13 protein-coding genes are annotated in these 11,759 nt (G+C 65.1%); 6 read left to right on the plus strand and 7 right to left on the minus strand.

Going from position 1 to position 11,759, the window contains the following annotated elements:
- Nucleotides 1-9: 9 nt before the first annotated feature.
- Together FHS94_RS05610 and FHS94_RS05615 are read right to left on the minus strand one after the other, a co-directional pair.
- Entirely contained in the window at nt 10-810 is an 801-nt protein-coding gene (locus FHS94_RS05610; RefSeq protein ID WP_184055552.1) for an alpha/beta hydrolase family protein, read from the minus strand.
- The gene (locus FHS94_RS05615; RefSeq protein WP_184055554.1) at nt 803-1,897 is read right to left on the minus strand and encodes a DUF3182 family protein; all 1,095 of its coding nucleotides are present in this window, start codon (nt 1,895-1,897) and stop codon (nt 803-805) included. Before FHS94_RS05615 ends, FHS94_RS05610 begins: the two co-directional genes overlap by 8 nt.
- A 342-nt stretch (nt 1,898-2,239) precedes the next feature.
- Here FHS94_RS05615 and FHS94_RS05620 point away from each other — a divergent pair, with 342 nt between their 5' ends.
- From FHS94_RS05620 to FHS94_RS05635, 4 genes are all read left to right on the plus strand, one after another.
- Nucleotides 2,240-2,458: a hypothetical protein gene (locus tag FHS94_RS05620; RefSeq protein ID WP_184055556.1), complete on the plus strand. Its 219-nt coding sequence runs from the start codon at nt 2,240-2,242 to the stop codon at nt 2,456-2,458.
- Nucleotides 2,459-2,601: 143 nt separating this feature from the next.
- The gene (locus tag FHS94_RS05625; RefSeq protein ID WP_184055558.1) at nt 2,602-2,778 is read left to right on the plus strand and encodes a hypothetical protein; all 177 of its coding nucleotides are present in this window, start codon (nt 2,602-2,604) and stop codon (nt 2,776-2,778) included.
- Nucleotides 2,775-3,065: an antitoxin Xre/MbcA/ParS toxin-binding domain-containing protein gene (locus FHS94_RS05630; protein ID WP_184055559.1), complete on the plus strand. Its 291-nt coding sequence runs from the start codon at nt 2,775-2,777 to the stop codon at nt 3,063-3,065. The genes FHS94_RS05625 and FHS94_RS05630 overlap by 4 nt, the downstream gene beginning before the upstream one ends.
- Complete coding sequence (locus tag FHS94_RS05635; protein ID WP_221234582.1) at nt 3,062-3,727, plus strand: spermidine synthase family protein; 666 nt, start codon at nt 3,062-3,064, stop codon at nt 3,725-3,727. The genes FHS94_RS05630 and FHS94_RS05635 overlap by 4 nt, the downstream gene beginning before the upstream one ends.
- A 58-nt stretch (nt 3,728-3,785) precedes the next feature.
- Here the strand turns inward: FHS94_RS05635 and FHS94_RS05640 are convergent, their stop codons facing one another.
- Nucleotides 3,786-4,499 carry a Crp/Fnr family transcriptional regulator gene (locus tag FHS94_RS05640; RefSeq protein WP_184055561.1) on the minus strand — a complete coding sequence of 238 codons (714 nt, stop codon included), beginning with the start codon at nt 4,497-4,499 and terminating at the stop codon, nt 3,786-3,788.
- A gap of 243 nt (nt 4,500-4,742) precedes the next feature.
- On the opposite strand from FHS94_RS05640, the gene FHS94_RS05645 reads away from it, so the two are divergent.
- On the plus strand, nt 4,743-4,982 hold the full coding sequence (locus tag FHS94_RS05645) for a DUF6894 family protein (protein WP_184055562.1): 240 nt from the start codon (nt 4,743-4,745) through the stop codon (nt 4,980-4,982).
- A 10-nt stretch (nt 4,983-4,992) separates the two neighbouring features.
- Here the strand turns inward: FHS94_RS05645 and FHS94_RS05650 are convergent, their stop codons facing one another.
- Entirely contained in the window at nt 4,993-6,270 is a 1,278-nt protein-coding gene (locus FHS94_RS05650) for a cation:proton antiporter (protein ID WP_184055564.1), read from the minus strand.
- Nucleotides 6,271-6,471: 201 nt separating this feature from the next.
- On the opposite strand from FHS94_RS05650, the gene FHS94_RS05655 reads away from it, so the two are divergent.
- Nucleotides 6,472-7,641, plus strand: a complete 1,170-nt coding sequence (locus FHS94_RS05655) for an extracellular catalytic domain type 1 short-chain-length polyhydroxyalkanoate depolymerase (protein WP_184055566.1) — start codon at nt 6,472-6,474, stop codon at nt 7,639-7,641.
- Between the two features lie 340 nt (nt 7,642-7,981).
- Here the strand turns inward: FHS94_RS05655 and FHS94_RS05660 are convergent, their stop codons facing one another.
- The 3 genes from FHS94_RS05660 to FHS94_RS05670 form a co-directional block, all read right to left on the minus strand.
- A complete protein-coding gene (locus FHS94_RS05660) occupies nt 7,982-8,989 on the minus strand; it encodes a zinc-binding dehydrogenase (RefSeq protein WP_184055568.1) in 1,008 nt (335 codons plus the stop codon).
- A 75-nt stretch (nt 8,990-9,064) separates the two neighbouring features.
- Nucleotides 9,065-10,249 (minus strand): DNA glycosylase AlkZ-like family protein, encoded by a 1,185-nt coding sequence (locus FHS94_RS05665; protein WP_184055570.1) that lies wholly within the window; start codon nt 10,247-10,249, stop codon nt 9,065-9,067.
- A gap of 107 nt (nt 10,250-10,356) precedes the next feature.
- Nucleotides 10,357-11,676 carry a dicarboxylate/amino acid:cation symporter gene (locus tag FHS94_RS05670; protein ID WP_184055572.1) on the minus strand — a complete coding sequence of 440 codons (1,320 nt, stop codon included), beginning with the start codon at nt 11,674-11,676 and terminating at the stop codon, nt 10,357-10,359.
- Nucleotides 11,677-11,759: the final 83 nt, after the last annotated feature.

An 11,759-nucleotide genomic window follows, 5' to 3' on the forward strand; every position in this document is an offset into this window, starting at 1 on the left:
ACCCCCCGGTCAGGCCGGGTTGGCCGGCTCACGCCGTAACGATGGAGCAAGGCCGACCCGGGTGTCCAGCGCCGTGCCATCCTCACGGGCGGAGATCACCATTTCGTTCACCCAGCCGAGCAGCAACGAAGCATAGCTTTGCTGCCAGGGGAGATCCGACAATGCATGATCCGCGCCTTCGATCACGCGGAAGGTCAGCGACCGCACGCCGCCCAGAGCGGCCAGGTAATTGCGGATCACCGGATCGGGGATGACCTCGTCGCACCCTGACTTGACCAGAAGCACGTCACCCTTGAACGCGGCGCAGGCGCCGAGCGCCCTGTTCTCCTGCGCACTCACCTGGCCCAGGCGGAATTCCTCCAGCCCATGGTCGCGCAGTTCCTGCTTCGGAATGAACCAGTCCTCGTCCTTATAGAGGGCCGGCACGCGCATGCCCAACCAGCGGATCGGGCGCACGGCGGTCAGCACCGCTGCCAGGTAGCCGCCATAGCTGCTGCCCACCACAGCGATGGCGGCGGGATCGACCAGGGGGTGGGCGGCCAATTGGTCATAGGCCGCGATCACGTCGTTCAGATTGTCCTCACGTGTGACTTCATCGCGCTGGTCAACCGTTGCCGCGTGCCCGCGCATGTCGAACAGCAGGCATATGCAGCCCAGCGCGGCGATCTCTCGAGCACGGTTCAGATAGGTCTCCCGGTCGACTCCCCAGCCGTGGATGAAGAGCACGCCCGGTATCAGGGTCTGCGGCACGACCATGGTGGCTTCGATCTGTTGATCGTCCACGACGATGTCGAATACCTGGTCAGTCATGGGATGCCACCGTTGCATACCGGGACATGGGACCGATGCGGTCGTCCACCCCGTGGAAATAGATGATCGACCCGGATGGTGGCTCCACGCCGCCATAGGCCTCGAACGACGACGCACGCACAGCGCGCAGGGTCGGGTCGGCGCGAAAGGCGTCAAGTGCGGCCAGTTCCGCCGCGCTGGCACCGCCCATGCGCCAGGATTGCTCCAGCACGCCTGTCCGACGCGCGCCCTGGCTGTCCGTGCCGCTCACCACGTCATAGTTGCGCCGGGATGCAAACAGGCCGGGAAAGGCCTCGAACGCCGCATGATCATAGGTGCGCGCTTGCGACACGGCGAGGCGGACCTGTTCAGGCAGATCGAGCGACAGGAGATTGTCGAACTCACCGGGCGCGACCAGCAGGTCCGTGCCGCCGTAAACGGCACCGCCGAAGTTATCCGTCGTCATCCGCTGAACACCGAAATAGCTGGCGACATGGCCGGCGATGCGGACCTGGCCGACGCTGTACGTTTCGACGTCGACGAGGTTCTCCTCGATTACCAGCCCGTTCGCGACCACATGCTCGTCCATGGCATCTAGTATCTGGTCCAGCTCCGACAGGTCGGCGGCAACCATCTGATCGCGTCCCGCCGAGGCGTAGGCCGGCTTGGTGCGCACGGCGCCCTTCGCGAGCAGTTGGCCGCCGGCGCGGCGCGCGTCGTCGCGGCTGAAAACCGAGAAGCCGTTCAGCGTCGCCTCCGCCAAACGGGAGCCGAGCTGGTGTGACCAGCCCGCCGGCGCGGCCGCGCTAGGGTCCAGCAGTGAATGGGTTATCGACTTGGTGGCGACGAAATGTTCGGGCACCACGCCCCCGAACAGGTCCGCTTCGCCCAGGATCCCGAGCATGGCCGCCGTGTCAGCGTGGAGGGTGTCGCCCGGAATGAAATAAGCCTGGCCGGCATGGCCGCGGGCAGGCGAGTACTCCCCCTCGAACGGGCAACCGACGAAGCTGGCGATCCGATGGCCGAGCTCCTGCCGGGCTATCCTGATATGCTGGTCTGCCGGCCGGTCCGGGTCGATTTCGTAAGTGAGCACGGCGGCACAGGGCATGGAAGAATTAGATCCTTTCGGGAAATCCGCCACAGCGGATCGAGGGTGCTTAACGGTTCAGCGATCAACAGGATGCCTGCTCCTGACCAGGCCCGTGTTCTATCGCTGAGAAAACGGCAGGGTTGCGACGAACCTGCGATGTCGATCGCCCTGCCGTGTAAGCTGCATAAGCGTCTTGGCAACCGTGGTGCTCTGGCAAACCGGCCAGGGCGGAGGTGGCTCGCGGGGCATCCGAGCTTGCGATCTGGCGCGCAAAGGGCCACATACACGACACTGGGGCCGTGACCTGAGCATATCCCAGCTGAGAGACCATTCGCGCTCCCGCTTGATCGAGGAGCCGCTATGTCCCGGGCCATCAACGTCAACATAACTGAAGCAGAAGTGCTGACCGCATGCCGCAAGCGCGGTGCCACCATCAGCGCAATCGAGACATTGGCGTCCGGCGGGACCCGCGTGGTGCTGACCAACGCGGACGCGGCGGAAACCATGAAGCAGGCGTTTGGGCGTAAGGTTATTGCCGGTCCTGTGACCAGGACGCCGTTGCGGCTTTGGTCGCGCTGAGCCCGACGGGCCGGCCCTGTCCCACTCGGGCATGGCTAAACCGGCCGCCCGTCCCTATATGAATGGGATCGTTGCCACCGGGTTCGTGAGCGGCAGCGGCTGAGAGACCCAGTGTGCTCCCGCTTGCGCGCAGGAGACCTGACATGGCCCTGAACTATCTTCTTCACCGGCATCAGGTATCGCTAATGCGCGCCGATGCAGCGTCCTGCGTTTCCGCCAGGAGCAGCCACCGTGCCTTGGCCAACGGCTATGCCCGACAGATAGAGCTGATGGTTCAGCCCGCACGCCAAGCGTCGACGCCGCTGGTCGCGCTCTCTTGAGCGGCGAGGAAGCCCCGCCTGAAAAGGCGAAGCGCCAGACCCAGCAATTCAAGCGATCGGGCAGCAAGTCGGTCCTGTCCCCGGACCAGAAGCGGCGGCAGGCTGCGGTGACCGACAAGGCGTGGCGGTTCTTTGGCAGCGGGACCGGCATGATCGCTTTCCTGAACGAACAACATGCCGAACTTGGCGGCCGGCCCCTGGACCTTGCCGTCAACAGCGAGGAGGGTCTGCACGCGGTGCTGGCCGTCCTAGATCCCGCGTCCAAGCCGCTGGGATCCGGGCAGTGAATACGGGTGACCTCGTCGCCACTGCCGATATTCCAGGTGGCGGTCAGCTTCACCTGATGCAGTCCGGGCAGGATTTCGAGATCGTGTTCGAAGGCGAACAGCTGATGGGCAGCTGGTGCCATGGATCCGAACGCGCGCTGGCGACGCTGGCCTATGCAGAGATCGGGGACCGCGCGGGCGAGGTTCTTGTCGGCGGGCTTGGCATGGGGTTCACGCTCGCCGCCGCGCTGGAGGTCATGCCCGAGCGCGCAACGATCACCGTGGCGGAACTGGTGCCCGATATCGTCGCATGGGCGCGCGGGCCCCTGGCGCATATTCACGGTACATCGCTGGACGATCCACGGGTCACACTGGAGGTGCGCGACGTCCACGACCTGATCGCCGAGCGGGAAGGGCGGTTCGACGCTATCCTGCTGGACGTGGACAATGGGCCCGACGGCCTCATCCAGCTCGCCAACGAGCGCTTGTATTGCTCCTGGGGCATACGGGCGGCAAGGGCGGCACTGAAGCCTGGCGGCGTGCTGGCGATCTGGTCCGCTTATGGCGATCCGACGTTTCGTAGCCGGTTGGCTGAGGCAGGTTTCGACGTGAGCGAAGCCGTGTTCGACGAAGACCCGGACAACGGGCCCCATACCATCTGGCTCGCGGCAAAGACGGATTGATCTACTGCCCCGATACGGCATCGGCGACCCACGCCGATGCGACGCCGGGGGATGAGAGTCATCCCTTATCCAGAAGTCTCGCCTGTTGTTCCTCAGGCGCGCCATAACCGCTTGCAGCCAACGCCAGCAGCGCGGGAACGTCCAGGATGGTCACCAGTCCGCGGCGCGACGAGATCATCCCGTGGCCCTCCATTTCGTGCAGGGCCGCCGTGACGCCGGTTCGTTGAACGCCCACCATGGCGGCCATGTCCTTGTGCGTGACCGGCAACTGGTCCGATCGCATCCTGTCGCGGTACATGAGCAGCCATCTTGCCAGCCGTTGGTTCAGCCGCTGCCGCGCATTGCTGATCAGGCTCTCCGAGGCCTGCACCAGCCTGACCTGGACGGCTCCCAGCAGAATGCGGCGTAGCACGGCATCATCAGCCATCAGGTGTTGAAGTGTGGCGGCGGCGATCTCGACGCCGGTTAGATGATCGGCCTGTACGATCACCTGGTAGGGCCAGCTCTCGCCCCCGAGCACAATCGGGATGCCGCAAAAGCCTTCGTGCCCAACAAGGGCGACTTCCGTGTCGGGAGGGCCGCCCACCTTGAATAACGACGCGACCCCGTTTTCCACAAATACGGCAGACGTAATCGGCCGATCCGCCTCGCTTATCACGTCGCCCATGCGCAGGGACACGCGAGAGCAGTGCGGCGCCATGCGGTTCAGCGTTGCTTCCGGCAGTATTGCCAAAAGATCGTTGCCGCCCCGGCGCAGGGAGGTAGCGTCCATATTCAATCAATCCAGGGCAGCAGTGTTCACGAACGTGGTTCAAAGGATGAATGATCGTGTCAGGGTTTGCCCGGCTTCGTACTAACCAGTGTTAGGAGCGGGCTGGATCGTAAACCTGGGTTCGTTCGCGTGACCAACGGTGCAGTTGAAAGTGTCGCAAAATGTCCCACTACGGGAACATTGATTATAATCATTGAACTCAGCTTTTTATAGCAACATTGGGCGGCTACTCAGGAGCACGAGATGCCGCGGTTCTATCTTCATGTGTTCAACGATGCTTCTGTCCTCGATACGGAGGGGAGCGAACTGCCCGACCTTGAGGCCGCGGCGCGAGATGCTGTTCAGGGGATTCGGGAGCTGATTGCCGAAGAAGTCGTGGCTGGTCGCCCCATCTCCCGCCAACATCGCATCGAGATACAGGACGAGGATGGAGCGCATCTACGCACCGTCTTCTTCGGCGATGTGCTCCGCCTTCGGGACTGACGCTCTCGCCTCACGCGAGTGCCTCTTCACCATCGGGATCCCGGCCGTGGGAGCGGTCCAGGGATCGCATGATGGGCGTGACCGTCAGGCCATGAAGCAGGATGGAGAATAGGACAACCAGGCCGACAATGCCCCACAGGCGCGCTGGATCGGGTACGTCCATATGGTTGATGCCATAGGCCATGTAATAGATCGACCCAACGCCCCTGATACCAAAGAACGACAGGGTCAGCCTCTCCCCCGCTGCAACAGGATAACGGAGCAGCCCGATCCAGCCGGTAAGCGGGCGCACGACAACCAGGATGATGGCCGCGGCCACGGCATCCATCCAGGTCACCGAGGCGAGCAGGCCGGAGACCAACGCGCCGCCAAACAGGAGCAGCAGGATCATCATCGCAAGCCGCTCCACCTGCTCGGTAATGGCATGCATGTCCGCCTGGAAATCATGCTCTCGATGGGTGTGGCGGAACGTCAAGGCTGTGACGAACACCGCCAGAAAGCCGTACCCATGGACGATCTCGGTCAGTCCATAGGACACCAGGGTCGCCGACAGCGCGATCAAACCGTCGCCGGTCTTGGCGAGCTTTGTCTCCGCCGGGACGTGGAAGGTCAGCCAGCCAAAGGCGCGGCCGATCAGCCATCCCGCGCCCACGCCCGCGCCGATCTCCCATAGAACACGGTAGCCGAGCCAATGGGTGAGGGTCTCCGTGTCGGCGGTGGAGGCAGCAGCGAGCAGGATCGCAAGGTGAACAAAGGGAAAGGCTGCCCCGTCGTTCAAGCCGGCCTCTGACGTCAGCCCGAAACGGACATCATCTTCTTCCCCGGTTCTGGGTGGTCCCACCTGCACATCGGACGCCAGCACAGGATCCGTTGGCGCAAGGCTGGCGGCGAGAAGGAGGGCGATAGGCCACGCAAGCCCCAGCATCCAGCCCGACAGCAAGGTAATGGCCGCAATGCCGAGCGGCATGGTGATCGCCAGCAGCCGCCAGGTTACGGCCCAGCGCCGCCATCCGAAGACCCGGTCGATCTTCAGCCCAGCTCCCATAAGAGCGATGATCACGACCAGTTCGGTGAAGCGTTCGGTAAGGTGCGGGTATTGGATCGGCAACGGTGCCAACGTCACGCGGGGCAGCAGGAATACGAGCGCGCCGATGCCGATGCACACGATCGGCAGGGAGAGGGGTAGCCGCTTCAGCGCGAGCGGCAGCCAGGCAACAAGCGCGATCAGCAGACCCATCCCGGCCAGAACAAGAATGTAGGGCTGGTCGAGCGAAAGCTGGTCAATCATCCCGGGTGAACATGTGGGAGCGAGAGGCAGACCCGTTCGGCCATCAAAAAGGTTCGCCGCAGGGCTTAATCGCGAAGAGCGATGGTCCGGGTCGATCGCAGCGAGCCTTGTACGGAAACGCTGCGCACCCATCTGTTGTGCGGTGCAGCAAGATGGTCAAAGCCATGCCTGTGCAGGCTAACTCCATCACAGGGCATCACCATGCGAAAGCTTTCTGACACGGTTGCGCGTCTGGCCGCACTGCGCGTCGCTCCGGCCGCGGACGGCATCAGCCGTTTGACGCGTTTGCGGGATTTCGGGTCGAACCCGGGCGCGTTAGGCGCCCATGTCTATGTGCCGCCGGGCCTTCCCAGCGGCGCGGCGCTCGTCGTAGTCCTGCATGGCTGCACACAGACCGCGGCCGGATATGATATGGGGGCTGGCTGGTCCCAGATGGCCGATCGGCATGGCTTTGCCGTCCTGTTTCCTGAACAGCAGCGGCAGAACAACCCCAATCTGTGCTTCAACTGGTTTGTGCCGGAGCATAGCCGCCGCGAGTCGGGTGAGGCGCTGTCGGTCCGACAGATGGTTGCGGCGGTCACTCAATCGCATTCCATTGATCCGGAGCGGGTCTTCGTGACCGGCCTCTCGGCAGGCGGCGCAATGGCGTCGGTGATGCTGGCGACCTATCCCGAGGTGTTCGCCGGCGGCGCCATCATCGCAGGCCTTCCCTTTGGCTGTGCCAGCACGATCCCCCAGGCCTTTGACCGAATGCGAGGGGCTGGACTGCCCAGCGATGCCGAACTGACGGCGATGGTTCGCGACGCTTCGGACCATCATGGGCCCTGGCCGACTATTTCCATCTGGCATGGAAACGCTGACTCGACCGTCAATCCTTCGAATGTCCAGGCCATCATCGGCCAATGGCGCGCGCTGCACGGGATCGGGACCACCCCCGACCGGATCGAGGCGGTCGACGGATACCCACGCCGGGTCTGGTTCGACCGTGCCGGCCGGGAGGTCATTGAAGAGTTCAGCATTATCGGCATGGGGCACGGAACGCCGCTGGACAGCCTGGGCGCGGACGGGTGCGGCAAGAGCGGCCCTTATATGCTTGAAGCGAGTATCTCCTCAACCCAGCACATCTGCCGCTTCTGGGGCATCGATGGAGAGATGGTCGAAGTCGAAGGGGACAGCGTTGCTGCTCGGCACCCGGATGCGCCGGTCACGGCACCAGTCCTTCCATCCGCTTCACCAGCTTCAATCGTCCCGCCGACCTCGTCTGCGCTGTTCGGCTCGCCATCAGGGCGGTCAGGCATGGGCGATACCGGGCCAACGGGCGTGGGCAAGGTAATCGAGGACGCGCTCCGCGCAGCTGGGTTGATGCGATAGGCGTGAGCCGGGCTGGGCTCGCTGGCCCGGCTCACGCCTATCGCAGGTTTGCGGACGCCAACGCCATAAAGCAAAAGGCCGCCCCCTCTCGGGGACGGCCTTTCCATTGTCAGCCGTTCGCGGCTTTCGTCAGGCGACGAACCCCACGGCGGAGGTCGCACCCATCAGGCTTGCCACGAGCGGCATGGGACAATGAGACATTCGACCACCTCCTTTCAGTTGTTGAACAGTGATCGCGATATGGGAGAGGATCGCGTTCTTTCAACAGCTTAGTTGAACAATTTTGTCGCCCGGACATCATGGTTGTTGATGTCGGGCGCGGCGCCCTTCCGGGCCTGTCCTACCACTCGATGCCAATCTTGCCGAAATGGCCCGCCGCCGCCTGAACGCGGAACGCCTCGGGCAGTTGGTCGAGGGGGAAACGCTGGTCGACCACCGGCCGGATGCCAACGGTGTCGATGGCGCGAACGAAGTCCTGCTGCTGCCGGCGCGATCCGACGATCAGGCCTTGCAGCCGCGCTTGCTTGCCCATCAGGGCAGCGGTGGGCACGTCACCCGTCACTCCGGCAACAGTGCCGATCAGGGCGATGTGGCCGCCGACCCGAACCGCTTCGATCGAGTTCGACAGCGTTCCCGCACCGCCGAGCTCCAGCACCTGATCGACGCCGCGCCCACCGGTCCAGTCCCGTACGGCCCGACCCCAGTCGCGCACCTCGCGATAGTTGACCACGTGATCGGCGCCGAGCTCGCGTGCCCGGTCCAGCTTCGCGCCAGAGGAAGATGTCAGCAACACGGTCGCGCCCATCGCCTTGGCGATCTGAAGCGCCCAGATGGACACGCCGCCAGTGCCGAGCAGCAGCACCACATCGCCGGCCTTCAGCCCGCCTTCCCCGACCAGCGCACGCCATGCGGTCAGCCCGGCCGTGGTGATCGTTGCCGCCTCAACCGCGTCATAGCCCTTGGGAACGTGGGTGAAAGCGGTCGCAGGGGCGACAACCACCTCCGTCGCGAAGCCGTCGATACCGTCCCCCGGCGTGCGCGAGAAATCACCGATCGTCGGGGCGCCATCCTGCCAGTCCGGGAAGAAGCAGGACACGACATTGTCCCCGACCGCGAACTCGGTGACGCCCTCTCCAACGGCCTCTACGGTGCCGCTGCCGTCCGCCAGGGCGATGCGGCCCGCACTGGCCGGCATGTGGCCAGTGACGACGCCAAGGTCGTGGTAGTTGAGCGAGCTACCGTGCAGCGCCACGCGGATAGCGCCCCGGCCGGGTGCGCCCGGATCGGGACGCTCCGAAAAGCCGAGCGTGTCCAGCGTTGCTGGGGAACCTACGGTCATCGCCTTCACGTGTTGCTCCTGTACCCGGATCGCTGCCGTCGGTGGCGGGATGGCGAGCCCCATGTCGGGCCTGTGTTGCCGGATTCAACTCGCAGGGTCGAGCATGGCCGCGGAACGTTGCGGATCGACCGGCACCAATTCCAGCCAGTTCGCCATCCGCTGGAGCTCCGCCCAGAGCGCGGCGGCGGCATGGGGCGGGGCATCGGGTTCCAGGCTCGCCTGCTGGACGAGCAGGCGGCCGGTGACGCGATCAGCCTTCAGGTCCGCGCGGCCGACCAGTGCACCGTCGAGCAGGAACGGCAGGACGTAATAGCCATGCTCGCGCTGGTCGGCTGGCGTGTAGATCTCAAGCCGGTAGCGGAAGTTGAACAAGCGCTCCGTCCGTTCGCGACGCCAGACGAGCGGGTCGAAGGGGGACAGCAATACACCACGCCCCAGGCGCCGGCCGGCAACCGCATCGCGATGGAGAAAGGCCGTCTGGCGCCAGCCGCGCACCTGTACAGGGGTGATCGTGCCCGCTTCGACCAGTTCGCCAAGCAGAGTCGCGACGTCACTGACAGGCAGGCGATAGTAATCGCGCAGGTCCCCCGCCGTTGCGACACCGAGAGCCCGGGCGGCGCGGGCGAGCAGGTCGCGTTGCCCATCGCGCGCCGACGGGGTGGGCAGGGCCAGCACAGCGGCGGGCAACACCCGCTCGGGCAGGTCATAAACCCGCTCGAAACTGGTGCGGCGGTGAGTGGCGGCCACGAGGCCAGACCAGAACAGCCATTCCAGTGCGTGCTTGGCCTCGCTCCACTCCCACATCCCCTTGCCCTGCACGGCGGCGGACACGTCGGAGGCGGCAAGCGGGCCATTGTTGGCGATGCGGGCGAGCAGCGCGTCGGCTTCACCGCGTCGGTCGCCGGCGAAGGGCGCCAGCCGTTGCCAGATGCCTTGGCCGTCCCGGGCGCGCTCCATGCGCCAGCGAAACAGTGGATGCGCCTCGACGGGCAGCAGCGACGCTTCGTGACCCCAATATTCGAAGAAGCGGCGCGGCCGCTCGACGCTGACCTGATCCAGGATCGGTCGATGGTAGCTGCCAAGGCGTGAGAAGAGCGGCAGGTAGTGTGCCCGGACCAGGACGTTGACGCTGTCGATCTGCAACAGGCCAAGGTGTCGAATCGTGCGGCGGACGCGTGCCGCATTCACCGACGCGTCCCGGTCGATGCCGTTGAACCCTTGCGCGGTGAGGGCGATCCGGCGCGCCTCACCCGGGGATAGGGTCAGCACTGCGTAGTCGCCCCAGCTCGGGGCAGCGCTGGTCGTGGCGGCATCGTTTCTCGGAAGCTCACGCCTGCGCCATCGTCCGACGGCGGCACGGGATCAAGTGCGTCGCGTCAGCCAGACGTAGCGGGGGTGAGTACCGGCGTGTCGGCGGTGGTCGATGCCGGGCTGGTCAGCAGCCCCTCTCGCTTCGCAACGATCAGCGGCACAAGCATCTGACCCGCGACGTTGACGGCGGTGCGGCCCATGTCGAGGATCGGATCGATCGCGAGCAGCAGCCCGGCTCCTTCCAAGGGCAGGCCGAGCGTCGAGAGCGTCAGGGTCAACATCACCGTCGCCCCGGTCAGCCCGGCAGTCGCGGCCGATCCGAAAACCGACACAAAGACGATCAGCGCGTAATCGGAGGGGTGGAGCGTGATGCCGAAGAACTGCGCGACGAAGATCGCCGACACTGCCGGATAAATGGCGGCGCAGCCGTCCATCTTGGTGGTCGCGGCCAACGGCACGGCAAAGCTGGCGTAGCCGCGGGGCACGCCCAGCGCGCGCTCGGTCACTTCCTCCGTCACCGGCAGCGTCCCGATCGAGGAGCGCGACACAAAGCCGAGCTGGATCGCGGCCCAAGCCGCGGAGAAAAAGCGCGCCGGGCTCAAGCCATTGGCCATCAGCAACAATGGGTAAACGACGAACAAGACCAGCGCGAGGCCGAGGTATACCGCGCCTGCAAAGGCGCCAAGGCTCGACAGGGTGGTCCAGCCATAGCGCACCACGGCATCGCCGATCAGCGCGGCGGACCCGATCGGCGTCAGCGCGATCACCCAGCGCAGCAGCCGGCGGAAGATGGCGAGCGCCGACGCGTTGAAGGCTAGAAACGGCTCACCCGCTGCACCGACACGCACCGCTGCGGCTCCCGTCGCGACGGCGGCAACGATGATCTGGAGGACGTTGAACGACAGGGTGGTCGACAACCGCGCATCCGCCTGGCTGGTCGACGCCGTCAGCCCCAGGAAGTTGGCCGGGACCAGCCCCTTCAGGAAGTCAACCCAGCTGCCTGTGGTGGACGGCATCACGCCCGCCGCCCGGTCAACACCGGCATGGATGCCGGGCTGCAGCGTGACACCAAGTACCAGGCCGATAGACACGGCGATCAGGGCAGTGATGGCAAACCAGGCGAGCGTGCGCGCCACCAGCCGCGCCGCATTATCCAGGTCGCGCAACGCGGCGATCGAGCTGACGATGGCGGTAAACACCAGCGGCGGCACCAACGCTTTCAGCAATTGCACAAAGCTTTGGCCAAGCGTGTGCAGCATCTGGGCGAGCCACCCGGCTTCGCCACCCGGGAGATCCCGGGCGATCAGGCCGAGCAGCAGGCCGGCAATCATGCCGAGAAGGACCTGACCGCCAAAGGACATGCGGCGCGGAAGAAGACGTGTCATGCCAGCCCAGTTGGCCCCGCGCCGCCGCCAGCCCAACAAAGCATTATTGCTGATACGCAAAGCCCGGCCATGCCCAGCGATGC

It is taken from the genome of Sphingomonas aerophila (assembly GCF_014199305.1).
Classification (GTDB): domain Bacteria; phylum Pseudomonadota; class Alphaproteobacteria; order Sphingomonadales; family Sphingomonadaceae; genus Sphingomonas; species Sphingomonas aerophila.

Excerpts from the sequence above, each read along its gene's own strand:
- FHS94_RS05670 (WP_184055572.1), bottom strand. The coding sequence starts at position 11,676 with ATGACACGTCTTCTTCCGCGCCGCATGTCCTTTGGCGGTCAGGTCCTT.
- FHS94_RS05645 (WP_184055562.1), top strand. The coding sequence starts at position 4,743 with ATGCCGCGGTTCTATCTTCATGTGTTCAACGATGCTTCTGTCCTCGAT.
- FHS94_RS05655 (WP_184055566.1), top strand. The coding sequence starts at position 6,472 with ATGCGAAAGCTTTCTGACACGGTTGCGCGTCTGGCCGCACTGCGCGTC.
- FHS94_RS05610 (WP_184055552.1), bottom strand. The coding sequence starts at position 810 with ATGACTGACCAGGTATTCGACATCGTCGTGGACGATCAACAGATCGAA.
- FHS94_RS05640 (WP_184055561.1), bottom strand. The coding sequence starts at position 4,499 with ATGGACGCTACCTCCCTGCGCCGGGGCGGCAACGATCTTTTGGCAATA.
- FHS94_RS05620 (WP_184055556.1), top strand. The coding sequence starts at position 2,240 with ATGTCCCGGGCCATCAACGTCAACATAACTGAAGCAGAAGTGCTGACC.
- FHS94_RS05615 (WP_184055554.1), bottom strand. The coding sequence starts at position 1,897 with ATGCCCTGTGCCGCCGTGCTCACTTACGAAATCGACCCGGACCGGCCG.
- FHS94_RS05650 (WP_184055564.1), bottom strand. The coding sequence starts at position 6,270 with ATGATTGACCAGCTTTCGCTCGACCAGCCCTACATTCTTGTTCTGGCC.
- FHS94_RS05625 (WP_184055558.1), top strand. The coding sequence starts at position 2,602 with ATGGCCCTGAACTATCTTCTTCACCGGCATCAGGTATCGCTAATGCGC.